Origin of the sequence: Oceanobacillus rekensis, assembly GCF_002153375.1 — a bacterium.
Lineage (GTDB): Bacteria > Bacillota > Bacilli > Bacillales > Amphibacillaceae > Oceanobacillus > Oceanobacillus rekensis.
Genome location: NZ_MTBQ01000007.1, coordinates 16,379 through 42,314 on the forward strand (window position 1 = coordinate 16,379; position 25,936 = coordinate 42,314).

The following is a 25,936-nucleotide window of genomic DNA, read 5'->3' on the forward strand; positions in this document are numbered from 1 at the left end:
AGGTTATAGGGAGATAATTATGGAATCAGCAAAGGATTTAAAGGACTTTGAACGGAAGCTAATCACTATCATTCAACACCACAACAAACGAGGGAGATCTCCTTCTTTGGAAGAATTAGAACTTCGTGCAGGACGTGATACCAACGAAATAAAAGAAGTGATAAAAGATTTAATAAAAAGAGAGTGGTTAGCGATTAGGGAGGGTGAATTGGTTGTCTCAAATTACTTTTCTAGGGAAAGGATGTCATAAGTGAAGAAACTGAAAATTTACAAAGGAAATAATGAATTTGTAATCGAACGCATTAATGAATTTGACCACTCCTTTAAAAGCCAGTACATTACTGAAAATGGATTGCTTGAAGCTGTTGAAGCATATAGACCTATCATTTATGAGTATGAGTTGATCGTTGAACCTGGAATTAATATTTTTCCAAAAGTCTGTCATGTATTATTTGCATAAATCGTTACTTTAGGCGCTATCTTGCACCTATTTTAATTGATATTTTGCATGTTGGGTATTACCAACATTTATTGAAATTTTGTACACTAAGGAATTTCAATCTAAAAAAGTCGAATTCTCGTCGTGAATAAGAAATCGGTATTCGGTGTTGAGAATACAGTATTCATGGCCAATAATTCAGTAATCACTAGTTGAAGCTACTATTACTTCACATCAGTACCTCGCCCGAAGAACCAGAGGTACAGGTCAACTATCCCAGTAGTGTCTCAAATTAATTGTGGAATATTTTAGCGAAAACTAGGAGTACTGCACTACCTTATAAAACACCCATATACCCATCAATCAAAGCGAGCTGCAGGACAGTCCATCATCTCAGTTTTTATGAAGGGCATTGAGACAAGTCATGAGCGGGAGTGGGACGATGGTGAGGTGACCTCCGAAAGTTAGAGTTTTGTATTAAGCTGCTAATTGGCTTGTGTGAATGCGGTATTGAACAGTCTTTAATATTTGTCACATTTTTTCCATTTTACAAGCTGAGGTGGTGTTGCTTTTTTACTATATTAAATTTCATTCAAAATGATATTGAATTTGAAAGGTTTCAGTGAGAAGAATTGAGACGAAATTGGACTTCGGATGAAATAGCGTATTTAAAAGAAAATGTAGGATTATGTAAACTTACGACCATTGCCAAAAATCTAGGCCGTTCTTATGAATCTATAATGGTTAAGATGACTAGGTGTCACTTGAGACGCTATCTTGCACCTGTTCTTATCGTTGTTTTGCATTAGGGGTACCGCCAACAATTCAGGAAATTTTGTACATAAGCGTCAAATAATCCCCACCTGTTTTTAGATGGGGATTATTTGACGCCTACTTATATATACATAAAACAAGAAGAGGTTGGCTTAATCAATTCCTTTATCTCCATTATTTTATAATCACTTTTTGTGTCTGCCCTTTTGTTTATGCGAAAAGGCGTTTTATTATCATGATTTTCACTCCAAATAATCTGTATGGAAAGGATTTTCCCTTTCTTCGGTTTGGACAGAAATCCATTGGACAGTTGTAAACTCTTCAAGTGACCATTTCCCTCCAAATCGGCCCAATCCAGATGCTTTCTCCCCTCCGAATGCAATCAATGGCTCATCATTAACGCTTTGGTCATTCACATGAACCATACCAGAGGTTATCTGTTTGGCCACCTCCACACCTCTTTCCGGGGAACCTGCGTGAACCGCCCCGCTTAGACCAAATGGGGTGTCATTTGCAATGCGAATTGCATCTTCATCACTTTCAGCAGAAATAATAGTTGCCACCGGCCCAAACATTTCGTTCTGAGCAGTTGCAACATCATTCGAACCTGTTAGTATATAAGGGTGCATGACGTTCCCTTCTACTTTTCCTTCCAACACAATTTCTGCCCCTTGCTTTTTAGCTGATTCGATTTGTTCGAGTATCCTATCAATTGCCTGCCGATTTATCAAAGGACCGATTAGATTATCCTTCTCGCTTGGATTGCCCACTTTAATCTTTTTCGCCTTTTCAACAAATTTCTCAACAAACTCCTCATATATATCCTTATGAACAATAATTCGATTTATGGCCATACATATTTGTCCATTATGCATAAACTTACCGAATAATGCCGAGTTTACCGCATTTTCCACTTTCGCATCTTCCAGCACTACGAGTGGGTTGTTCCCCCCTAACTCAAGAGCAACTTTTTTAATATTTCTTCCACAAATTTCACCGATATGCCGTCCTACCGGAGTAGACCCTGTAAATGAAATTAACCGTGGAATTGGATGTTCCACAAATGCATCGCCGATATCCTCTATGTTTGGAACCACAACATTAAAGACTCCTTTCGGCAATCCAGCTTCTTCAAATACCTTTGCAAGCAATATTCCGCCAGTTACAGCTGTCTGATCATCAGGTTTCAGTACGACCCCGTTACCGACAGCAAGTGCCGGTGCAACCGAACGCATGGCAAGATACATTGGAAAGTTAAATGGTCCTATTACACCGACTACCCCTAGAGGACTACGGTAAATCCTATTTTCCTTTCCTGGGATCAGGGAAGGGACGATTTCCCCACTCATTCTTAGTGGAAAAGAAGCTGCTTCCCTTGTAATTGCAATAACAAAGTCAATTTCGACGTTAGCTTTCAGATGGGATGAGCCACCTTCCCTAATTAAATGGTTAACAAACTCACNCCTTTTTAGCCTGTTCAGCAGATTTATAAGCCTCATCTATATCTTCTTTACTAGCCATTTTTATTTCTTGCAGAACTTCATCATTATAGGGATTTTTCACTTCATAAGTGGTTTTCCCTTGGCCATCACGCCATTCGCCAGAGATAAAATTTTTGTTAAGATTTTCATAAAGTTTCATATAATTTTTCTCCTTTCCTTCATACATGATTTATTCCTTATTAAATAAACTTCCCTATCAATCCCACCACAATCCAAGTATTTCTTTATTTCGTAAAAAAAACGCCTGTCCCTGTGCTTCCGTAGGATTATTTCAATACTCGCAAAACCGTTGTTACATTAAGATTACTGGAGGGAACTTTGGGCTAATACATAGACCCTTCAACCAAATTTAAAGAATACCTAAAATTAATAATCTTGAAACCATAACAACAGAAGTTGAAGCTACACGAGACGATTTTTAAAATTACTCTTGCCATATCAGTTATTGCACTATCTATTCTTGGTCAAATAATAGACGGTATGAACTTAACATCTATTATGTTGTTTTTATTGGGGGCATTGTTATTAACAATGGGTGCAGAAGAAATTAAAAAGGAAAAAAAGTCGGTTGGATACCTATTGGTTATAGTTGCTTTCTTTAATTTTTTAGTTTCTATACAAGATTTATTTTTAAGCTAACTGGTGCAAAAACGGAATAAAGTATAGCCTCCAAAACTCAATTATTGGGCCAATTTGTGGAATATGGCTTATGGGGCTGCTGAGCGTTGATGTTCAAGTAATTTGTCCCACTGATGTCCTTGCATTCTCTTTGAAACAACTTCCATCTTCTATTTGCATAATTGTATTCAAATTCCACATACTACTAACAAGAAGTGGCGGTAAAAAGGGTGTGCAGGGATGAGACTTAAAAGAAATAAATCCAAAAAGTCTTTGATAAATCAGGAAAATCTCTCCATAGAGAATATCAAAAGTCAATTAAATCATACCAGCGATTTAAAAGACCGTGAAATACATAGCAATAATCAAATCTATATTATCCTTTACATCAATTCATTAGTTGATCAGGAAAAGCTTGAATCAAAAATAATTAAACCGCTTATAAAAATGGAAAACAACAATATTTTAAATGAACTATATAGCCAGGAGATCAGCACTGCAAAAAGTAATAAAATAGCCATCAACGGATTATTAGACGGTTATTGTCTGCTAATAAAAAAAGGCAGGAATAGTGAAGGATTCCTGCTGAAAACGAACGCATCAACCGATAGAGAAGTTTCAGAGGCTATCATAGAAAAAACAATCCTTGGGGCAAAAGTAGGTTTTGTTGAAAGCTTAGACAAAAACATTTTTTTACTCCGTACTGTAACAAAATCACCCGATTTCACGGTTAAAAATTATACATTGGGTTCCTCAACAACAACGAATGTATCACTAATTTATTTGGATCATGTGACAGATCCGGAAATCATCAAAAAGGTTGAACAACGTATAAAAAGTATTACGCTTGATTCCATCCGATCAGCAGGAGATATTCAGGATTGCATTGAAGATCATACAGTTACTCCATTTCCCCAGCTTTTACTTACAGAACGGCCAGATCGAGCTTCAGCAAATTTAAAGGACGGAAGGGTCGCTTTAATTATAGATGGAAGTCCTACTGTAATTATATTGCCAGCAACATTTATGACGTTCTTTCAAACACCGGATGACTATATTACCCGTTGGTGGTTAGGTTCATTTTTTAGATTTATACGTCTATTCAGCTATATCATTGCACTAATTCTACCGGCATTATATATTGCTTTCGTTTCATTCCATTATGAAGCAATTCCTTTGGAGCTTGTTTATTCGCTGCAGTCTTCGTTGAGCTACGTACCATTTCGGCCATTTATAGAGTTAATGATTATGCAGCTTTCCTTAGAGTTGCTTAGAGAAGCTTCCATTCGACTGCCACCTTCCGTCGCCACGACTTTTGGGATCGTCGGAGGGCTAGTTGTAGGAACAGCAATGGTTGAGGCAGGAATTGTCTCCTATGGTGGGCTTATAGTTGTTGCATTAACATCAGTCTCATCATTTGTTCAACCAAATCTAGAAATGAGCAGCTCGATTCGTATATTAGGATTTCCTTTAATGCTATTGGCAGCTATATTCGGCTTTTTAGGAATTGTCGTTGGAGTGTTATTTGTGTTAATTCACTTGTCACGCCTTACTTCATTCGGTCTTCCATATTTTTCACCTTTTGTTCCATTGAACATGGAGGATTTTAAAGATACTATCATTCGTGTTCCTTCTTGGATGATGTATAAACACTCTAAAAATTCTCCTCATTATAAGCAAGAAAAACGATCAAGGAAGTGGAAACTAGATGAGAGTGAAGAGCCGTATTAGTTCTGTAAATTTATTTTTTCTGCTGGTGCAAACGATGATTGGTGTAGGCTTGTTATCATTACCTCATCAAACACATGACGCGGCAGGCAGTGACGGATGGATTTCCATTTTAATTTCTGGATTTTTTATTCAACTAATTGTACTGCTTATTTGGTTACTTTGCAGGAATTTCCCCAATCTTACCTTATTTGATTTTTCTAAAGTAATTTTGGGAGAAACTTCTGGAACTATATTAAATTTTTTATATATTATTTACCTGCTCACAGTGATTTGTTATATCTTCATTATATATGTGGATACCTTGAAACGATGGATACTCCCTGAAACTCCAGCATGGATATTATTTTTGATAGCATTCGTTCTACTTATTTACGGAAGTATTTGTAATATAAAAAATTTGGTATCTTTATTTTCTTTACTATTCATATTCATTCTGTTTTTATTCTTCATTACGTTTTTGGTTTATGGTGATCCATACATAGATGTTCGCTATCTCTTCCCTATTGGTTCCAGTGGTGGATGGAATATTCTTAAAAGCACTAGTGATTCAATGATATCCTTCATAGGGTTTGAAACATTACTTATTTATTTTGCTTTTATAAAGCAGTCTAAAACTATTTCAGCACTGAAAGGAGTTTTTTTAGCAGTATTATTTGTAACCATTTTTTTAACGTATATTGTGATTCTAAGTACCGTAATGCTTAGTCCTGAAGAAATAAAAACCACGTCGGAACCGGTTCTATATATACTAAGTGCGATGGAAATAAGAATTTTAAGCCGATTAGATTTAATATTTCTTTCTTTCTGGGGTCTGATAGTTTTTACTACTATTATTAGCTACACCTTCTCAGCAAGTATGGGAATAAGTAAATTAATCCATATCAAACATAAATTTGCTGTGATACTATCTGGAACATTCGTCCTTATCGTTTCGATAATATTTTATTATATGGATATTACCTTACTTGAAAAATGGTTAAAGCATTTATGTTTAATTTTCGGCATTATTATCCCTATCCTACTGCTTTTAATAACAATTATTTTTAAAAGAGAGGCGGCATCGACCTATGGGAAAAACTGAGCTCTTCTTGATCTTATTTATTCTTCCATTACTAGCTGGGTGCTGGGATGAAAGACTTCTAAAGAATTCCCGTACTGTGTATGTATCAGGTTTTGACTTGAATGAGAATGGTGATTATCAAACAACTTCAATTATTAGAGATCTGAATATTAGTGAGTCAAGCAGGGGGGAAATATCCATATCGAATGAACTGGTAACTGGAAAAGGAGGTTCGATAAAAGAAGCAAGCATGACAATTGATCAAAGCGTACCTGGTAATTACGATCCAGCAAAAGGAAGAACTTTAATCTTAGGAATCGACGTCGCCAAAGGTGATATCTACAATGTGATGGATCCTCTTTACCGGGATCCAAGGGTGGATTTAAACGCCAAAATTGCTGTGACAGATAACAGTGCAAATGAGATAATTACCCATTTATCCGAAAATGAAGTTGAAAAAGGGGAATATCTGTACGAATTGATTCACAGCAGTGAAATACATTCGGAGATCCAGGATATTACACTAAGATCGATTCGCACCTATTTGTTTGATGAAGGAAAAGATTTCATGCTCCCTTATCTGAGCAAGGACGAGGAAGATAATGAAATTAAAATAAATGGGGCTGCTCTTTTTCATGACCACAGCTTTACCGGACAGTTTCTTTCCCCTGCTGAAAGTACTTTGCTATTATTATTTATGGAAACACAATCCAAAAAAGCACTTTTAACAGAACAGTTAGATAAAAAAGCTGGCGGATCCGTCAGCTATAATGTAAAAAGCGTATCAAGAAAACTTAGGTTGGAAAAAGAAGAAAAGGTACATGCTGATATTATGCTGCAATTGGACGTAGAGATTGTTGACTATCCTCCAGACCATTTAGATAAGCAGGAAATGATCAATTTTTTGGAAAATCGATTATCAAAGATTCTCACTGAAAAAGCGGATGCTCTGTTCAAAAAACTTGCAGTGAATCAAAGTGACGTACTTGGATTAGGCAGAGAACTCATTGCCTTTCATCCATCTATATGGAAAGAAATAAAGGGAGAAAATTATTATGAGCATATCCTTGTTAATCCAAAGGTAAAAGTCAATGTTAGAAGTAGTGGAATCATTTTGTGATCACTGAAGTTGATCACCTTTTTCTTTCTGATATTATTTTTTGACCTATTTTTATTAGACTTCTATTCATAACAGCGATACAACGGAGACACAGTCATAAAAAAAGAGCATATGTATGCCTGTCACTTTAGACGCTATCTTGCACTTGCTTTAATCGATATTTTGCAGGAAAGAAAGCTTTTACTGGTGGCATGAACGTTGGATATGAATATACAGGATTGAATCCTGACGTTGGCTTCTGGAGGGATACTCATTTACAAATAACAGGAGAAGCATCAGTCGATTTGCAGACTGTCTTTGACGTTCATTGGAATATTGCTGTGCCGGAACGGATAAAATCGAAAACAAATCTGAAAACAAAATCTGAGGTAACGAAAATCAATCCAATCGGAAGAGTAGATCTTTCCAGATGGTCAGCCGAATTGGGGTCAGAGTTGAGCACCATAGATGGTAAAGAGATGGACATATACCCAAAGACAGGGACATTGCAAAAAGCGTACATCCATACGTTGGAAGGAAACCCTGGAATTCCTACCCCAGTTATTCGTCAAGCTTACTTTATATGTATAACACAGGCGACCAAGACTATTGATATAACAACACCCTACTTTGTACCAAAAACAGATATTATCATGGCATTAAAGACAGCTGTGGCTCGTGGTGTGCACGTAAGATTGCTGGTTCTTCGCCACATTGATCAAAAAAGCGTGGGCTTTTCAAGTCATACCTATTACGGGGAACTTATAGAAGCTGGGGTCCAAATCTACCAGTACAATAAAGGAATGTTATCTGCGAAACTGATGATCATTGATGAGGAAATTGCAGAAGTAGGCGCAGCAAACTATGATATGAGAAGTTTTCGCCTGAATTATGAGGTGTGTCAAGTCGTGTACAGTGCTGATGTGGCAAGGGAACTCACAGAGCAGTTCGAGAGGGATCTTACTGATTCTGTACCATTAAGAATTGAAGACTTGTTGCAACGATCCCTGACCGAGCGCATTGTTGAACAGGGTGCTCGCCTGCTTTCTCCATTATTATAAGTTGATGTATTCTGTTTTTATTGTTCTATCTTAAATCTAGATTTAAAAATTTTTGTTATTTACGATGGAAATTCATTATTAATAATACTAAAAAGGCAGCTCAAAGAGTTTGAATTCAAAAATATCTGTTACCTTTTAATTTTAAATATAGGGGTGATATCAATAAATAATATATTTGAAAATCTAAAGGAAATACGTTTATTAGAAGATAAGCTCTATCATTTAGAATTAAATGGTTGGCTAAAAAATGAGTTTTTAACTTGGGAATGGTGGATTCTAGTAGTTTTTTTAATTGTGCCTTGGGTTATATGGGCTAAACTTGTTAAACGAGACATTATTTTAGAAATTTTGTTATTTGGTACCATAATTATCTTGACAACAACCTTATTAGACGTAGTTGGTGCACAATATAGTTTTTGGGATTACCCCATTGCATTCCTACCTATTATTCCTCGGGCCTTTCCTTTTGATTTTTCAATGGTACCTGTAGCTTACATGTTGTTATATCAATATTTTAGAACATGGAAATCTTTTATTTTAGCCCAGATCATTATGGCACTAACATATGCCTTTATAGGTGAACCCTTTTGCGAGTGGGTCAAACTTGTTAACTATTTAGAGTGGAGATACAGATATTCATTCATATATTACATCATTGTTGGAATTGTAACTCGAGCTTTAATACTAAAACTAGCCTCTTTATCTAAACCTCAAGATCTTACAACTAAGTAAAATTTAAATTGGAGGAAAAAACTTTGGAAGAAGTTAATATTGGTTTACTGACGATCAAAGTCATCGTTGGTTTTGCCACTTTATTTTTTATCATTATCATAACAGGCAGAACATCCATCTATCAGTTAACCCCGTTTCACTTAGTTTTTGTGTTAGTACTTGGAGATTTTTTAGGAAATACCATTTATGAAGATAAGGTAGGGATTTTTCATTTTTTATATGCCATCGGATTGTGGACGTTTCTTATGTTGGGAATAGAGTTTATGACTCTAAAAAATAAATCGACACGTTCTCTCTTATTAGGCAATCCTAACATAATCATTCGAGATGGTGTTATGGACAGAAAGTTACTTACAAAGAACAAATTGGATGTAAATCAAGTATTGAGTATACTCCGTCAAAATAATGTCTTTTCAGTTCGCGAAGTCAAATACGGTATATTGGAAGCTAATGGGCAATTAAGTTTATTATTAAAATCCAAGTATCAAAAACCAGACAAGCAAGATCTCAATCTTCCAGAAAGTCCAGTAGACCTCCCAACATCGTTAATTATAGATGGGGAAATTTTATGGGATAATTTACATGAACTCGGATTTGATCAACAGTGGTTAGATAACCAATTAACTACCAATGGATATGATAATGTAAAGCGTATACTCTACGCAGATTGGCGAGAGAGTGAAGGCATACATGTAAGTCCTAAATAAAATTTGTTAGGATAAGAGCATATCAATTTTCTTGGTGAATATAAACTTTAGTCTTCAACAATCAGGCGCTTTAATGAAGTAATTAAAGCCTAATTTTTCACTTATAACACCGAGAAATTAGACTTTTTATATTTTGATTTCCTTAACGTTGTAAATCCGCATTTTCCTGACGCTACCTCTATATGAAGGAAACTACCTTTATTATTATTGTTCAATTAGAGTATGCTCAAATTGAACAGGAGTGATCTAGCTTTTCACTAAGGTTTTTAGTGTTCAATCTGATATATTAGAAAATAAAGGGTGATTATATGAAAACGTTAAAGATTTATAAGGATAATAATGAATTTGTTATTGAGCGAGTTAATGAATTTAACCATGCAACTAAAAGGACATACATTTCGGAAGAAGGGTTAAAAGAGGCTTTACAATCTTACAAACCAGTAATAGAGGAATATGAAATTGAAGTATCTAAAGAGCTTTGGGCATTTGTCATTAATTATTTAGGTAATAGAGAGTTTCAAGATTAGAGGGATAATTTTATGAAAGTCGGTTATATACGCGTAAGTTCAAAAGGACAAAATATAGCAAGGCAAGTCCAATCCCTAAATGATTATGGATGTGAAAAGGTTTTTGTCGATAAAAAGTCCGGGAAAGATTAGAACGTGAAGAATATAGGAAGATGAAAAAATTTATTAGGGAAAAGGATATTGTTGTCTTTGCCGAGTTAGATCGTCTCGGCCGTAATAAAAAAGAAATTGATAAAGAGTGGAATGAATTTATTGAACGAGGAATTGATATTGTTGTTCTTGATATGCCTATTTTAGATACAACAAAATATCAGGATGAATTTGGCAAGTTAATCATGAATTTAGCAAGAGAACTATTGTCTTACAATGCAGAGCAAGACCGATTGAAAATCTTAGAAAGGCAGCGACAAGGAATTTCTATTGCTCTATAGACTTTCACCCATTCAATTATGGATGTTTCGCTACCCATATTATATTTTTTGGCCAATAATTTATATCCTACATATAAATACTCGGTGACGAGCTTTATTTTAAATTCTTCACTATATTTAGCCAAAAAGTACCCCCTAAAATTAGATTTTCTACTCTAACTTCATGGATCGGTATCTTTTCTTGCTTTCTCAAATTATCAAAATACTCTTTAGCCCTTGAAGCAGGTATTCTATTAGCCTCCATACTTTTCATTCATAACTTTAGCACTACAAACTCCAACCAAAGGGTCTGCTCCCAGCATTTATTTTTTGTATCCTTTAGCAACTAGAAATTTAGTAGTTGCGAAAACAATTATCTTTATTGAAAAATTAGAAAAAGTCAATAATTACAACAATTATAATTAATATTAATGTTAATTATAATTGAAGTTAAGGAGGGGATGTAATGATTAAATATCAAAGAAAAACTTTAAAAACAGGTGATTTTCAAACTGTATTTTATGAATCAGGTGTTGGTAATAAAGAAGCTTTAATTTTTTTACACGGTTCAGGGCCAGGTGCAAATGGTATAACGAACTGGAAAAATGTCTTAGAGCATTTTGGTGAAAATTACCATGTCATTGCACCAGACTTAGTTGGCTTTGGCGAAACAGAAATTCCAGAAGATACTGATTTGACCTTTTGGCAATGGACTCGTTTACGTATAGAGCAAATATTACAATTAATGGATCATTACGGCATTGAAAAAGGAACATTAATTGGAAATTCAATGGGTGGAATAATTTCTCTGCATGCAGTTATGCATTCGTCTGATCGCTTCGAAAAAGTGATTTTAATGGGAAGTGGAGGTGCTCCTACTGCTGATGTAAGTCCTACTCCAGAAATAGTTCGAATGTCTGGTTTCTATAAAAATCCTACATATGAGGATTTCCGAAACTTAATTACTTGGTTTCTATACGATGAATCAGTATTAGGGGATGAACTTGAATCAATTATTAAACAACGATATGAAATAGTAATGCAGCCAGGCTATAAAGAAATTTATCCCAAATTATTTCCACAAACGCCATTTGAAATGCAGATTCCAACGAGTGCATTAAGACGTATGGAGCAACCGATTTTATTAGTACATGGTTATGAAGATAGTTTTGTACCAAAAGAATCTAGTCTCAGGTTAATGGAGCATTTGCCTAATGCAGAACTCGTTTTGTTGAAGGAATGTGGTCATTGGGTACAAATTGAAAAAGCTGATCGCTTTCATGAAATATTAGAATCATTCCTTAACAGAAAGGAGCAAGTCGAATGACAGTACAAGTCCAAGATACTGGAATTTACAACAAATTAATGCTAAGCGCTGAGAAAATTGGAAGACTAGCAGAAGAAGAAGCTCTAGAAGCAGATTTAAATGCAACAATTTCTAAAAATGTTGTCCAGTTAATTAAAGAGGAAAACATTAATCGCCTAATCTGGCCTAAAATTTATGGAGAACCACAAATTGATTTTACTACTTTCACAGATATGATTAAGAAAGTAGGCTATTACAATATGTCTGCATCATGGCTAACATATTTCTATTCACTGCATAACTCTTGGGCAACTTTCTTGCCAAAACATCGCATGGATGAAATTTTCCATGCTGATGCACTACTTGCGGATATTTTTGCACCTATGGGAAAAACGGAGAAAGTTGAAGGTGGGTTCATTATTAATGGAAAATGGGATTTTGTAAGCGGTATCAATTATTCCGATTGGGTTGCTGTAGCAGCAATACATCATTTTGACGGGGAACCTGAACCAGAGCGTCTCGGTTTAGTTGTGAAGGTTTCTGAACTCGAAATTATTGAAAACTGGAACCCTTTAGGTTTAAGAGGCTCAGGAAGTAATTCAATTGTGATAAAGGATTTATTTATTCCAGAAGATCTGACATTTCGATTCAATGACATTCCATCAAAGAAAGCTTTTAATGAAGCAATAGAGTCGGACTATCTTTATTATAAACCATCATATATGTCTGCATTTTTCATTGGGTTCCCTGCGGTCGCCCTTGGTGGAGCGGAACGTACAATTTCCGAATATAAAAAACATATTTTAAATGTAAGAAGAATGGATGGAAGCTTAAAAGGTGAGACTCCTAAGTTTCAGCGCGTCCTTGCTGAAATGGCGATAAATTTTCAAGCAGCAGAAGCGTTAATGAAAGAATATATTAGTCTACTAGAAGATAAAATTGATGAATATAAACCAGCTACAACTCAAGCGCTACGAGCTAAAGTTATCAAACTATGTCTTGATATTGTCATAAAAGCAACGGTTACTTTGGGTGCATTTGTAGCTATTAAAGGGCATCCTATTGAAATGATCTCACGGGATATGATTAATTTATCGACACATATGACGTCACTTTATGAAGACGCCCTAGAAAATTACGGTAAAAGTGAGTTAGGATTTGACGTATTTTCATTAGGGTAATTTTTATGCAAAAAAAATACAAAAAGGTGGGTTTTGAAATGAAAACGGAATACAGAGTATTACCTGAAATTGCGAAATTAGGACATGTTGCTGTTGTTTCAACGGATTTAGAGAAATCACTTTGGTTTTTCAAGGAAGTAGTTGGATTAGAAGAGACAGAAGAAGTTGATGGTGTACATTACTTGCGTGCATGGGGAGATTTTGAACATCATACATTATCTTTAACTGCCGGAGACGAATCACGAGTGGATCATATTGCATTCAAAACGAAACGTCCTGAAGATGTTGGCTATTTTACTGAGTTACTGGAAGAGGCAGAAGTTAAAATAGAGAAAGTCCCAGCAGGAGTTGAAGTTGGTCAAGGTGAAGCGATTCGTTTTCAATTGCCTACTGGTCATAATTTTGAGCTATATTTCGAGATGGATCAAACACCTGCAGACCCTTCTCGTAAAGCACGACTAAAAAATCAAACATACAAAGCCTGGAGAAAAGGAATTTCACCTCGTCGTTTTGATCACGTCAATATTGGAACGAACGAGGATGCAAATTTAATTATTGATTTCTTAATAGAAAAATTAGGGTTTAAAGTACGGGAATATTTTAAGTTACCAAATGATGCTATTGGATCTGCATGGTTAAGTGTAACCCCCCTTGTTCATGATATCGCAGTTATGTCAACACCGGATATGAAATCACCACATGAATTGCATCATATTTCTTATTTTACAGATAATGCACAAGATATTTTACGCGCAGCCGATATGTTATCTGAAGAAGGATTTAAATTTGTCGGACCAGGGAAACACGGAATTACTCAAGCTGTATATCTTTATGTAATTGATCCTGGAAGCGGTTTAAGATTGGAGCTATTCTCTAACAGCTATTTAATTCTCGAACCAGATTGGAAACCTGTTGAGTGGTCGATAGAAGAGGCTGAATTTGCAGTAACGTATTGGGGCGAGCAAACTGGTGGTGCATCAGAACTAGATAAGCCTACAATAAATGCTGGTGGAGAGATGAGCATTAAAATCTAACAGATTACTAATTTAAAAACAGTAGAAAAATATTTTCTACTGTTTTCTTTTACCAATTTATAAAAATTGTATTTATTATATTAAAATTATGGACATGGAACGATAGCTCCATTTCTGCGGTCAGCCAGTGCTTTGCTATATTGGCCCTTCCAATTATGCAACATGGGAACGAATGAAAGTCTAATGTTTGAAGAGGTGAGCGTACTAAATAAATTGGCGCCTGCTAAAGTCTATCTCATACGTTTATATTTCATGGATAATTTTGCTTATTGATTTATCGTTTTACCGTTAAAAAACTTAGGAGGTATGTATATGAAACAACGTTCACCATGGGTTATATTTATTGTGTTACTTTCTGGTATTTTCGTTACGTTAGAAGCAAATGCCTTTTTAACACCTGCACTCCCATACATTGCAAAACAGTTTGCACTACCTACACAATTTGTGGGTATAGTGACCGTATGTTATTATATTACAGCAATCGCTTTAGCACCATTATTTGGTCGTCTCGGTGACCAAATTGGACGCAAAAAAATCGTTGTAGCAGGTATGCTCATTTTCTCGCTATCCGAATTTTTAGCTTCGTTTAGCCCAACTCTAACTGTGTTTTTAATTGCGCGAGTTATTCAAGGTTTTGGGTATGCTTGTATATTCCCAAATGTATTTGCTTACATTTCGGATATTTTTACCGAGGAAAAGCGTGGGCGTGCAATTGGTATTTTCATGCTATTTATTTATATCGCGACAGGTACAGGCGGTCTTATTTCAGGCTTCCTTATTGAAACGTTTAACTGGCGCGCAATTTTCGTTACAAGTGGTACACTAGCGTTTATTGGGTTCCTACTAGTAGCAATTTTCGTACCTTCGACTACACTACAAGTGGCGAAAACAAAACTCAACTATACTGGGGCAGTCATTTTTATGGTATTCATTGCATCCGTTGTATCTATACCTATGTCAATCGGATTCTTCGGATTATTTTCACCGTTTACGCTCATTCAATTCGGGTTAATTTTCGTGATTTTAGCTAGCTTGTTAATGTATGATCGTCGGAGTGAAGCACCTACATTAGATCTATCTGTATTAAAAATTAGAGGTATTGCAGTTTCAGCTATCTTAATTACAGGTCAAAATATAATTATGTTAAGTATTCTTTACACCCTAATGTTTTATGGTGCTAACCGTGCAGACTGGACAGCCGTAGGAATTGGTTTAATTACAACTGTAAATTTTAGTATAGCAGCAATTATTTCGCCATTTATTGGACGATATTTAGATAAATACCGCCCAGTATATTTGATTATTTTTGCCTTAGCTTCATCACTCGTTGGTGTAACTATTTTCTACTTTGTAAATATGAGTTCAAGCTTAACATACGTATTATTAGTTATGGTCTTTATTGGGATATGCTCAGGCTGCATAAATGCTGCATTAATGAAAATTGTTATTACGGAAGCGCCAGAAGGGAAAAAAGGTGTTGGTACAGGCTTATTCACATTATTTAAAGATTTAGGCCTACCACTTGGTGCAACATTTGGTTCAACACTTTACGGTATTTCGCAGTCAAAAGGCTTCGAAAATAATATTGCAGTAGTTGCGGCAGATAATGGTATTAACGCTAAACTATCAAATGATATTTTAACGGCGAACACAACAGGCGAAATTTCTTCTACTCTATCGTCTGCTCTTTCATCAGCTAATATTACGTTTGAAGCACTGGTTTATCAGATTAACAATTTAAGTACTGAATTCGCTATACAAACTATTGCTCTCGTTTGCTTTGGATTATGTTTATTCATTATAATATTAAGTTTAACTTTATTAAAGAAATCTCCAAAACTAGAACAGGAGCAGAATACAATTATCTTAAAAGAAGATGTTGCAAAGAGTTAAAGGGTTTACAGATGTTGAGCTAGAGCTAATTGTAAAAGCACGGGAAGCAGGTAACTAACAGATTAGGGTTAAGAGCTAACAGATCACTAATTTTATAACAGTAGAAAAATTATTTTATACTGCTTTCTTTTATACAAAACTTGTATCGATTCTATCAAAATTATTGACTGTTAAAATATAAAAAATAAGAAAGAGTGATTATTTTGCGTTTGCTACGTTTTTCGATAAATGATAAAGGTCATATTGGTCTTCAGCTAGAAAATCGAATAATTGACTTAACAACTGCTGCAGAGGATTTTAAAGTTGTTTTTCCAGATAATATCGAATCAATCATTGGTAAAGAGTACCTTGTTGATGAATTATTAGGTAAGATTAAAGAAAAGTCAATTAATCGTTATGTTGTTTCTAAAGAAGAATTAAAGTATTTACCTGTTTCAAGTTCACCTGAAAAAATTATTTGTGTAGGCGTTAACTACCAGGAACATGCAGATGAATCCAATTTGGATGTTTTAGAGCATCCAGTATTGTTTAATAAATTTAATAATTCCTTGCATGCGCACAATGAACCAATTGTAATGCCTAAAGATTCATTAGAAAATGATTATGAGGCTGAGCTTGCGATTATGATTGGAAAGGAAGCTCAAAATATTACTAGAGAAGAAGCATTACAGTATGTATTCGGTTATACGATTGCAAATGATGTTTCTTCTCGAGATTGGCAAATGCGAACACATCAATGGATGCTCGGGAAGTCTGTTGACCAATATTGTCCAATCGGCCCCGTGTTAGTGACAGCGGACGAGATTGACGATCCACAGCAATTGGATATTCAATTATATCTAAATGGAGAAATCAGGCAGCATTCAAATACGTCAAAAATGATTTATGACTGCATATCTATTATCTCTTATTTATCTAGTCATATGACGTTGAGACCTGGAGATATTATTTTAACTGGGACTCCGGAGGGGGTTATTTTAGGAATGGATCCTAGTACAAGACAGTATTTACAACACGGAGATGAAACTATCATTGAAATTGAAGGAATCGGTACATTAAAAAACACATTTATTCGTAAATAAGTTAATTAGTTCATATCATATGAATGTCAAATGTTAAAACAAGCAGCACAGAGAACGTTACTAATTTGTGCTGCTTGTTCATATTGGCTTATGGAGATAGGTGAAGGGTTCTATAGCAGATTCACATTGGATGATTTTTTCCTTTTGAAAAAAATTCGTTGAGGCATTCCGTTCATCGTTTTAGATTGTTACCCAATGTCCTGAATCTTTGAATTCTAGAAACTCGAAAAAAGCCCTTAAGTTCTTAGAAAAGAGATAATCTTAACTAACGGACTTAAAGGCTTGTATTTTATAACTGATTATTTACCTACATATAAATCAATGTTGTACGCATTTCATATTAGCGGCATATTTAGATGTCATATGTTGATTCACTTAGCAAAGGCTGAAGTCTCGCAGCTATTTCGTAAATAAGATCTTCCTGGCCGTCGACTGCTTGCATTTTACCTAATTTAACTAAGATATCTCTTTCATCAATATTGAACTTTTTCGCAGCCTTTTCTGTATGTAGAAGGAAACTAGAATACACTCCAGAATAACCCATCATTAAGCTTGAACCAGTAACCTCTTGAGGGCGTGGCATAAATTTTGCAACAACGTCATTAGCAACGTCAAGAATTTTATAAAGGTCAACACCTGTGTGATATCCCATTTTTTCAAGCACGGCAACCATTACTTCTGTTTGCGTATTACCGCTTCCTGCACCTAATGCACGTAAACTACCATCGATATACGTGGCTCCTGCTTGTACTGCAGCAAGTGTATTTGCCATGGCCATCGATAGGTTGTTATGGCCATGGAATCCAATTTCACAAGAAAGTTCATTTTTTAGTGCAGTAATTCTTTCCGTGACTTCATGTGGTAAGAGTGCACCAGCTGAATCGGTTACATAAACAACTTCTGCCCCATAGCTTTCAAATAACTTTGCTTGTTCGATGAGTTTTTCAATGGGTGCCATATGTGCCATCATTAAAAATCCTATTGTTTTTAAGCCTAGTTCGCGCGCTAGCGTAATATGCTGCTTAGCCACATCTGCTTCTGTCACATGAGTTGCTACACGTACCATGTTTGCGCCTACTTTTACAGCGTCATTTAGGTCATTCTTCGTTCCAATCCCAGGTATTAGCAGAACGGATATTTTTGCCTGGCTACATTCAGCCGCTGCAGCTTCAATTAATTCTAGCTCATCTACTTTGGACAGACCGTATTGCATGGAAGACCCACCTAAACCATCTCCATGTGATACCTCGAAATAATTCACGCCAGCCTTGTCCAATCCTCTTGCCGTTTCTCTTACTTGTTCTTTAGTAAACGCATGTCTCATGGAATGGCTTCCATCACGGAGTGTTACGTCCACAATCTCAAAACTGCGGTTATTCATCTTAATTCACTCCTTCTTTAGCTCGTTGTAATGCTAATTCATTCGCTACTCTCGTTGCAGCTGCTGTCATGATATCTAAGTTACCAGAATAAGTAGGGAAGAAGTCTCCTGCACCTTCGACTTCAACAAAGACAGAAATCTCTTTTCCTGAAATTTGAGGTTCTGTATTCATGCGGTAACCAGGAACGTATGTTTGTACTTCCTTTACCATATCTTTAATAGATTGAAGGATTTCAGCTTCTTTACCTTCTTCTTCTATGGTTGCATGAATCGTGTCACGCATCATAACTGGCGGTTCAGCAGGGTTTAGAATAATTATTGCTTTTCCTTTTTTTGCACCACCGACTTTTTCAATAGCATTTGCTGTTGTCAGTGTAAATTCATCAATATTTGCTCGTGTTCCAGGTCCTGCACTTTTGCTTGAAATCGTCGCAACAATTTCTGCATAAGAAACAGGGGAGACAAGATTAATCGCATGAATAATAGGAATGGTAGCTTGACCACCACATGTAACTAAGTTAACATTTGGTTCGCTTTGTAATTGATCCAAATTCACTGATGGCACAACGAATGGTCCAATTGCAGCTGGTGTTAGGTCAAGCACTTGTTTTCCTATTGAGGTGAGTTTATCACTATGAGATTGATGAATCTTTGCAGATGTTGCGTCAAATACCATTTCAAATTTTTCCGGATATTTGAGAAGTCCATCGATACTTTTGGTTGTAGTAAGGTAACCATGTTCTTTCGCTAGACGCAACCCTTCTGAATTAGGATCAATTCCTGCCACCATTGTTAATTCTAATACGTCTGATCGTTCAATTTTATACATTAAATCGGTTCCAATGTTACCTGAACCGAGTATAGCAACTTTACATTTTGACATATAAACCCTCCTTATTTTATAAACGTTGCTGAAACGGTTCCCAGATTTTCAAATTCAGCTTTAAATTGATCTCCGTCTTCAATTGGAATGGCTTTGGACAAAGCCCCAGCCAGAATGATCTCTCCAGCGTTCAGTGAAATATCATAGACACCTAACTCATTTGCCAGCCATGCAACTGCTTCAAGTGGGTTGCCCATTACAGTCGAACCGTACGCAGAATCAATGAATTCATCGTTTTTATATAATGACATTTTTACTTCTGATAGATTAATTTCAGTCAATGGTTTGGAGTCTCTTCCGATGATTGCACCAGCTGATGATCCGTTATCTGCTACGGTATCCTCAAATTTAAACTTCCAATCTCGTATTCGGCTATCGATAATTTCAATAGCTGGTACAACATAATCCGTTGCTTTTATAACATCTTCTATGGTTACTCCAGGTCCTTTTAGTTGCTCCTTTAATACAAAACCGATTTCGAATTCTGCTTTCGGCTGGATAAATTGGTCTAACGAGATGGCCATATCTTCACTGTAAATCATATTGTCTAGAAGGTGGCCATAATCAGGAGTGCTTACTCCTAACATGTCTTGCATTGCTTTACTTGTTAGCCCAATTTTTTTACCCACCACTTTCGCACCTTTTTCTTTCTTGTAATCAATAATAGCTAACTGTATTTGGTAAGCTTGGTCTTTTGTTATTTCTCCCTGTGATGTAAATGCTTCGATAGTTTCTTTTGATTTCTCTACTTCAATAAGTGCATGAACAGCTTTCTCTATGTTCATCGATTAACTCTCCTTTAAGCTATACAGTAAACGCACTGCTAGAATGAATTTCTTGTACAACAGGTATTTGATGTGACCAAATAATCTCTACTTTATCACTCCGAATAAACCTGTGTATTAATTTTTCTGTTAGGTAGATCCTATTCTGATTTTTAGGAATGACGACTTCTGTTTCTTGAACTCTTTCATTTATTTTAATCGCTACTTTATACATTCCTTTGGCGGGGAGCATATAATACGGTGCTAATTTGAAACACTGCCCGTCCCAGTACACTTCGGTTTCATAGTATCTTCCTAGAACATTTGATAACTGTTCCATTTCTCCATTAGAGATGAGCTCGCGTATCCATGTTGAGCTGATCTTTTTACCATGGAAATCAATCTTTTTGACTTTTGTAACGTCAATTTGGTCGTGGGAATCTTTCTTAACTCGATCAATATTACCTGTAGCCCGATGTCCATAAGAAAAATCAAAACCTGCTACTGCATGCACCACCTTCAAATTAAGTAGATAGTCTGATACAAATTGTTTTGGAAGAAGAGAAAGAAAATCCTTATCACATTCCACCACATAAAACGTATCAACACCCAAGGATTCTAAAATGGATGCTTTTTTTGAAGTTGGCATTAAATAATCAAACGTAGTATTGCCTTTTGATAGAATCGTTTTTGGGTGTGGAAAAAAGCTCATTACTGCCAGTGGAAGATTTCCCTTTTTTGCGACATCACCGGCAGTCTTAATCACTTTTTTATGTCCGTTATGAATCCCATCAAAAAAACCCAGTGCCATAACATTTGGTGTTGAACGGTGTTTCCAGTACGTGAAATTACTGGAATTTAAATGTATTGTTTTCATAAGGATTTTCTCACTCCTGACAATTATTTTGCGATTACTGCTTTTTCCAATGTGCGGTATTTTCCTTTAGAGAAAATGAGTGGTTCTTCTTCTTCTAAATGAATATCAGTTACTTGCCCTATAAAAATGATATGGTCGCCTTCGACATATTCTGATTTAACGTTACAGGCAACTTGTGCAATGGCACCGGGAATTACCGGCTTTCCGTCCAAATAATCAAACATGATTTCTTTTTCACTCTGCACCTGACCAGCGAAAATCCTCGATAAATCCTGTTGATTTTCAGAAAGGACGTTAACGGAGAACTGCCCACTCTCCTTAATTTTTGTTAACATATGTGCATCTTCTTTTAATGAGATAATAACAAGTTTTGGTTCCAGTGACTGCGACATGAAGGCATTCGCTGTCATTCCATGTGCACCTGCATTTGTTTCCGTTGCGATCACAGTAACCCCTGTTGCAAAACTTCCCATTGCATTTCGAAATAAACGATCATCCATTATAAACCCACCTTTAAATTTTTTATTATGTTTCTTTAAATGACAATTAGAATCCCAGCAACCACAAAAATAAACATCGATGCGTCTAATATGCTGACTTAGTTACTCCATAGTCGCGCCCTCATAACCAAATAGATTATGACTATAAGAGAATATTGTATTCTCTTATATAGAAGCAGTGAGTTTGATAACGCTTACAGTTATCGAAGTAGGTTCAATAGTGTTGTTTTTAATTATTGCAGCACCACCGAGTCATCTTCTAATAAAACATCTACAAACAGCAAAATATCCTCGGCCCCAGGCATTCTTACTACGGCATTGTCATTTTTATTACTATCTAAATCTTATCCAATATAGAATCTCTAAACAAGATAAGGAATTATTGAAAACTCAAATATTTTCAGTAAAAATAATTGTTTTATTCTATCGTATGGCTTTTTGGAAAGGCAATTACTTAGTTAATAAAATATTAAGAATGTATTTCCAAGAAATCTTGTTTTAATTTCCGTGGATAAGCAGAATGACATTTTAGTACTTTTAATGTTATTTTATTGTAATCTTAGACTATAACCATAATTTTTATTGTTGTATAATAATAATATATGGACTAATATAAGGTAATTAGGTAAACGCTTTCATCGGAAGGAGAGATTGTATTATGAATGAAATTACTCATTTAGACAACTTTGATCACTCCGACATAGTGATTACATCTGAATCATTCGGTATCTTACGAAAAGCTTTATTTGAACATATGGGAAAAGAAAAAGCCAAAGCATTCTTAATGCGTTTCGGAAAAGTATTAGGAGAGAATAAAGCAAAGGAAGTAATTGATTCTACGAAGCCTATTAACGACATCTTAGGTATCGTAGAATCAATTACTAATAATCATGTGAGCTTAGGTCATGTTTCTAATGTTGAATACGACATTCCAAGATCAAATATAGAAGATAATCAAATAATATTTAATGAAAAAGCAGCCAAGTCGAAAGATCCCGGCAAGTGGAAAGATTCTTTTGAAGTAAAATTGCATTTAAAGCATTTTGGAATCGCAGATGAATGTACTTGTTATACTTTAAGTGGTTATGCTAGTGGGAGTTTATCTGTAATATTTAACCAAGAAATATTTGTTAAAGAATTAACTTGTCGTTCTAAAGGTGACGCAGATTGTACATTCGAAGTGAATACAAAGGAATACTGGGAACGAAATTCACAAGATTATTTACCCATTTATGATGATCAATCTATTTTAAACGAGTTAGAGATTACATATGATACACTACTTTCCCAGAAGAAACTTCTCGAAAGAATTACGGACTTTCATGTGCAATTAACGGAATCTGTTATCGAGCAAAACAGTATCGATGAAGTCGTGAAAGCAGCCTATCAAATTTTAAAAGTTCCTATTGTAATTGAAGAATTGAACGGGAATATTATTAGTAAGTATGGTATTGACAAAGTTGAATATAATGAATTAATTAGCAATAAAAAAATAATAAAAGAAAGAAAACATAGAACTAATGTAGAACAAATTAATAACTCTTACCTGATGAGTACACCGATTTATTTAGATGATAAAGCTCTTTTTACTTGTTATTTTGTTTATGAAGATATGTTGTTGTACGATAAAAATGATTATTTATTTTTAGAAAGATTGTCTACTGTATCTACATTATGTTTTATTAATGAAAAAATTAGTTTTGAGACAACAGAACGATTAAAAATTAATATACTCGATCGTTTAATACAGAAGCAATATATTTCTATAGATGAAATCTCTTCACAATTAAAATATATTACAAATGAAATAACAGATCCTTATATAACTTTAATGTTTGAATGTAGCCCAAAAGAATCTACTAATGCCCCTATTGACTTGTATGAAAAAGTAATACAAATCTCTAACACATTAAAAATATACTCATTAGATGGATTATTAAGTAATTATAAAGATAAAATTGTAATTTTAATTTTTTCTGTTAATAAAACATCTTTTCAAAAAAGAATAAATCAAGTATTATCCCATTCACAGAAAATAGATAACGAATACAATTATAAAGTAGGAATTAGTAGTGTATTTGATGATTTAACTCATTTTCATAGTTCATTAGAACAAGCAGAACAAGCTGTAAATTTACCTCGCTCTCAAAATGTTATTCAATTTGATGAATTAGGATTACTAGGAACTTTCCTCCAAGGAATTAATGTTAATGATTTAAAGAATACTGCAAACAAAGAGCTAGGACGGTTATTGGATTCAGAGGACCGAAATAAAGAATTACTTTATACCTTATACATTTATCTTATAAATGGAGGCAAGTTAGAAAAAACAATGAAGGATCTTTCGCTATCTATAGGAGGTATCCAATATCGTATACGTAAAATTGAGGAAATAATCGAAAAAGATTTAAAAGACTTCACAAACGCTTCTTATTTATTATTAATAATAGAATCACTTATTTCCATTGGTGAAATTAAAATTTAATTATTGGATAATTAATTATTCATTGATGTTTATTGTAAACAAGTCAGTTGTATATCTTGAATATTAAAATCTCTAGTTGACTTTGTAGAATACAAAGAGTTGTTGCTATGAGGGAACATACAAGAAGTGCGGCACAGCGTTAAGGAGGTAAGCAAATGGTTCAGGAATGCAGAAAGGTCCTCACTGTACTCCCTGCTCCTATTTAATTTTTTATATGAGCTGCTGTAGTCGATACTTCTGTTACACTCTCATTTCTCTGAACTAACTTTTTAAGCATTGACATTATTTTCTCATCCATATCAACTGTTCTTGCTTTATTCGTTTTGTATCTAATTTGTAGGCTTTATATTACTTGTTTCATTGTATAATGTTTTACTAATTATTATCGTATTATTCTTAAAAGTCTAAATCAGACTTCTTTAACGCAGTTAATTCTCCTGGTCGCATGCCGGAAAAAAGCAATTGTATAAAACCTCTCCATATCAAGTTCTAGCCCTATCTTTATAATACCGCATCTAAAAATGTAAATAATGGAGTTGTGAAAATTCCTGATTCAGTTGACTTCATCAAAGCTGCAGCTGCTACAGATGCCGGTAAAGTTGCACACCATGCTGTTGTTGGAATAGGAAAAGTCAAACCGGGTGAAAAATTTGGAATTATTGGTATTGTAGGTCTTGGACAAATCGGTGCTCGTATTGCCGTTTTAAAAGGGGCAGAAGTGTATGCAGCAGAAGTAAAAGAAGACGTCTGGCCATTAGCTGAATCTATTGGTATTAAAAAAGTTGTTTCCGATATCACAGAACTGGCTGATGTAGGCTTAGACTTAATCATAGACTTTTCTGGTATGGTACGACGACAGCAAGTGCTATCGAAGCTGTCACTAATTACGGTCGTGTCGTACAAGTTGGCATGGGACGTTTGAAAGCTGAAATTAATACTAATCAATTAATAAATAAACATGTTCGACTTTTAGGCTCAGTGGGTGGAGGCAATGATGATTTAGCCGGTGTTTATGAACTAATGGCTACAGGAGAACTCGACCCTGTTTTATCGACTATTACAATTGAAGAAATTGGCAATGGTTTTTTGAACGCTTGAAACGTGGAGAAGTAAAAGGGCGCCTTTTAGTAGATTTACAATAGCTTTGTGAATTAAGATGTATCAAGTAATACAAGAAGACTATATGCACAATTTGCAAAGGATATTAGTGAAGGTACCAACTTTACGCCTGATTTTGCCCATGCTCTAGCTCACCATCAGCTTCTTGATGCAATTGAAACATCTTCACGAACAGGAATGGCACAGAAATTGATTAAAGCTTATAACTAATTGAAAAAGTAGACATTGCTAATTTATATAAATAAAAAAGATAAAGAGTGAGATTAGATAGACTATCCATTTGGACATAGCTCTCTGTGGATAGTTTTTTAATTTTCAAGTGATTTCTCCTTAACACTCCTATTAAAGAGCGGTTACATAAAATTTATTGCAGAATCGTGAGCTTTTCTTTTATAAGAAGGGGTCTTTTTCTAATCATTCAGCTTCTGGAGCAACACATTCAAATTGGAGTTATATTAAGGTTAGAAGAGATTGTGAAAAATACTACTTAATCTATTTGGTGCAAAAGTTGAGCTATTTTTATATTACTAATGTACTTAAGGGGAAGATTTGTTGAAATAGTTTTATCAAAACCCTATTGCACAACTGGGCCATTTTCTAAAAGAATCAGAGTTTTTAATTTCATCTCATATTTTTAAAATCACCCTAAATTTTCGTGATTGATCTTAGGATTATTTTATGGGAGAGAAAACTTGCTATAGTTTAAAGCTATATCAAGTGATACGTTTTAAGTATTACGCTATAATGATTTTCTAATGTTATACTAATCAA

At 35.0% G+C, this 25,936-nt stretch carries 24 protein-coding genes and 2 pseudogenes; 20 read left to right on the plus strand and 6 right to left on the minus strand.

The window, feature by feature from the left end; all coding sequences use genetic code 11:
• Positions 1–19 precede the first annotated feature (19 nt).
• Positions 20–250 carry a helix-turn-helix domain-containing protein gene (locus BV906_RS15710; RefSeq protein ID WP_087974576.1) on the plus strand — a complete coding sequence of 77 codons (231 nt, stop codon included), beginning with the start codon at positions 20–22 and terminating at the stop codon, positions 248–250.
• On the plus strand, positions 251–460 hold the full coding sequence (locus BV906_RS15715; RefSeq protein WP_087974577.1) for a hypothetical protein: 210 nt from the start codon (positions 251–253) through the stop codon (positions 458–460).
• A gap of 995 nt (positions 461–1,455) precedes the next feature.
• On the opposite strand, the pseudogene BV906_RS15720 reads toward BV906_RS15715, so the two are convergent.
• A pseudogene (locus BV906_RS15720) lies at positions 1,456–2,854 on the minus strand (aldehyde dehydrogenase family protein).
• Positions 2,855–3,111: 257 nt separating this feature from the next.
• On the opposite strand from BV906_RS15720, the gene BV906_RS15725 reads away from it, so the two are divergent.
• From BV906_RS15725 to BV906_RS15795, 15 genes and pseudogenes are all read left to right on the plus strand, one after another.
• On the plus strand, positions 3,112–3,354 hold the full coding sequence (locus BV906_RS15725; protein WP_087974578.1) for a DUF3953 domain-containing protein: 243 nt from the start codon (positions 3,112–3,114) through the stop codon (positions 3,352–3,354).
• Between the two features lie 219 nt (positions 3,355–3,573).
• Positions 3,574–5,064, plus strand: a complete 1,491-nt coding sequence (locus BV906_RS15730; RefSeq protein WP_087974579.1) for a spore germination protein — start codon at positions 3,574–3,576, stop codon at positions 5,062–5,064.
• The gene (locus tag BV906_RS15735) at positions 5,042–6,145 is read left to right on the plus strand and encodes a GerAB/ArcD/ProY family transporter (RefSeq protein WP_087974580.1); all 1,104 of its coding nucleotides are present in this window, start codon (positions 5,042–5,044) and stop codon (positions 6,143–6,145) included. Before BV906_RS15730 ends, BV906_RS15735 begins: the two co-directional genes overlap by 23 nt.
• A complete protein-coding gene (locus BV906_RS15740; protein WP_087974581.1) occupies positions 6,132–7,244 on the plus strand; it encodes a Ger(x)C family spore germination protein in 1,113 nt (370 codons plus the stop codon). The genes BV906_RS15735 and BV906_RS15740 overlap by 14 nt, the downstream gene beginning before the upstream one ends.
• Before the next feature lie 170 nt (positions 7,245–7,414).
• Positions 7,415–8,284, plus strand: a pseudogene (locus BV906_RS15745) (phospholipase D-like domain-containing protein); the annotation flags it as partial.
• A gap of 153 nt (positions 8,285–8,437) precedes the next feature.
• Positions 8,438–9,016, plus strand: coding sequence for a CBO0543 family protein (locus tag BV906_RS15750; RefSeq protein ID WP_087974582.1), 579 nt, complete (start codon positions 8,438–8,440; stop codon positions 9,014–9,016).
• A gap of 23 nt (positions 9,017–9,039) precedes the next feature.
• A complete protein-coding gene (locus BV906_RS15755) occupies positions 9,040–9,723 on the plus strand; it encodes a DUF421 domain-containing protein (RefSeq protein WP_087974583.1) in 684 nt (227 codons plus the stop codon).
• Positions 9,724–10,031: 308 nt separating this feature from the next.
• Positions 10,032–10,250 (plus strand): hypothetical protein, encoded by a 219-nt coding sequence (locus BV906_RS15760; RefSeq protein ID WP_087974584.1) that lies wholly within the window; start codon positions 10,032–10,034, stop codon positions 10,248–10,250.
• A gap of 12 nt (positions 10,251–10,262) precedes the next feature.
• Entirely contained in the window at positions 10,263–10,382 is a 120-nt protein-coding gene (locus BV906_RS20290; protein WP_087974585.1) for a recombinase family protein, read from the plus strand.
• A gap of 20 nt (positions 10,383–10,402) precedes the next feature.
• A complete protein-coding gene (locus BV906_RS15770; RefSeq protein WP_087974586.1) occupies positions 10,403–10,681 on the plus strand; it encodes a recombinase family protein in 279 nt (92 codons plus the stop codon).
• A 445-nt stretch (positions 10,682–11,126) separates the two neighbouring features.
• Positions 11,127–11,987, plus strand: coding sequence for an alpha/beta fold hydrolase (locus BV906_RS15775; RefSeq protein ID WP_176330376.1), 861 nt, complete (start codon positions 11,127–11,129; stop codon positions 11,985–11,987).
• Positions 11,984–13,147 (plus strand): acyl-CoA dehydrogenase family protein, encoded by a 1,164-nt coding sequence (locus BV906_RS15780; RefSeq protein ID WP_087974587.1) that lies wholly within the window; start codon positions 11,984–11,986, stop codon positions 13,145–13,147. The genes BV906_RS15775 and BV906_RS15780 overlap by 4 nt, the downstream gene beginning before the upstream one ends.
• Before the next feature lie 38 nt (positions 13,148–13,185).
• A complete protein-coding gene (locus tag BV906_RS15785) occupies positions 13,186–14,181 on the plus strand; it encodes a VOC family protein (RefSeq protein WP_087974588.1) in 996 nt (331 codons plus the stop codon).
• A 312-nt stretch (positions 14,182–14,493) separates the two neighbouring features.
• A complete protein-coding gene (locus tag BV906_RS15790; RefSeq protein WP_176330377.1) occupies positions 14,494–16,074 on the plus strand; it encodes an MFS transporter in 1,581 nt (526 codons plus the stop codon).
• Between the two features lie 194 nt (positions 16,075–16,268).
• Complete coding sequence (locus BV906_RS15795) at positions 16,269–17,156, plus strand: fumarylacetoacetate hydrolase family protein (protein ID WP_245844219.1); 888 nt, start codon at positions 16,269–16,271, stop codon at positions 17,154–17,156.
• 352 nt (positions 17,157–17,508) lie between these two features.
• On the opposite strand, the gene dmpG is transcribed toward BV906_RS15795, so the two are convergent.
• The 5 genes from dmpG to BV906_RS15820 are packed head-to-tail and all read right to left on the minus strand — an operon-like array spanning position 17,509 to position 21,561.
• Positions 17,509–18,537 carry a 4-hydroxy-2-oxovalerate aldolase gene (gene dmpG, locus BV906_RS15800; RefSeq protein WP_087974591.1) on the minus strand — a complete coding sequence of 343 codons (1,029 nt, stop codon included), beginning with the start codon at positions 18,535–18,537 and terminating at the stop codon, positions 17,509–17,511.
• Between the two features lies 1 nt (position 18,538).
• Positions 18,539–19,420 carry an acetaldehyde dehydrogenase (acetylating) gene (locus tag BV906_RS15805; protein ID WP_087974592.1) on the minus strand — a complete coding sequence of 294 codons (882 nt, stop codon included), beginning with the start codon at positions 19,418–19,420 and terminating at the stop codon, positions 18,539–18,541.
• Between the two features lie 11 nt (positions 19,421–19,431).
• Entirely contained in the window at positions 19,432–20,205 is a 774-nt protein-coding gene (locus tag BV906_RS15810) for a 2-keto-4-pentenoate hydratase (RefSeq protein WP_087974593.1), read from the minus strand.
• Positions 20,206–20,224: 19 nt separating this feature from the next.
• Complete coding sequence (locus BV906_RS15815; RefSeq protein ID WP_087974594.1) at positions 20,225–21,061, minus strand: FAD synthetase family protein; 837 nt, start codon at positions 21,059–21,061, stop codon at positions 20,225–20,227.
• A 23-nt stretch (positions 21,062–21,084) separates the two neighbouring features.
• Positions 21,085–21,561 (minus strand): flavin reductase family protein, encoded by a 477-nt coding sequence (locus BV906_RS15820; protein ID WP_087974595.1) that lies wholly within the window; start codon positions 21,559–21,561, stop codon positions 21,085–21,087.
• Between the two features lie 658 nt (positions 21,562–22,219).
• Here BV906_RS15820 and BV906_RS15830 point away from each other — a divergent pair.
• The 3 genes from BV906_RS15830 to BV906_RS15840 all read left to right on the plus strand — a co-directional run bounded on the left by BV906_RS15830 (position 22,220) and on the right by BV906_RS15840 (position 25,144).
• On the plus strand, positions 22,220–24,046 hold the full coding sequence (locus BV906_RS15830) for a V4R domain-containing protein (RefSeq protein ID WP_087974597.1): 1,827 nt from the start codon (positions 22,220–22,222) through the stop codon (positions 24,044–24,046).
• Between the two features lie 538 nt (positions 24,047–24,584).
• Positions 24,585–24,968 (plus strand): MDR/zinc-dependent alcohol dehydrogenase-like family protein, encoded by a 384-nt coding sequence (locus tag BV906_RS15835; protein WP_087974598.1) that lies wholly within the window; start codon positions 24,585–24,587, stop codon positions 24,966–24,968.
• A complete protein-coding gene (locus BV906_RS15840; RefSeq protein WP_140322013.1) occupies positions 24,956–25,144 on the plus strand; it encodes a hypothetical protein in 189 nt (62 codons plus the stop codon). Before BV906_RS15835 ends, BV906_RS15840 begins: the two co-directional genes overlap by 13 nt.
• Positions 25,145–25,936: the final 792 nt, after the last annotated feature.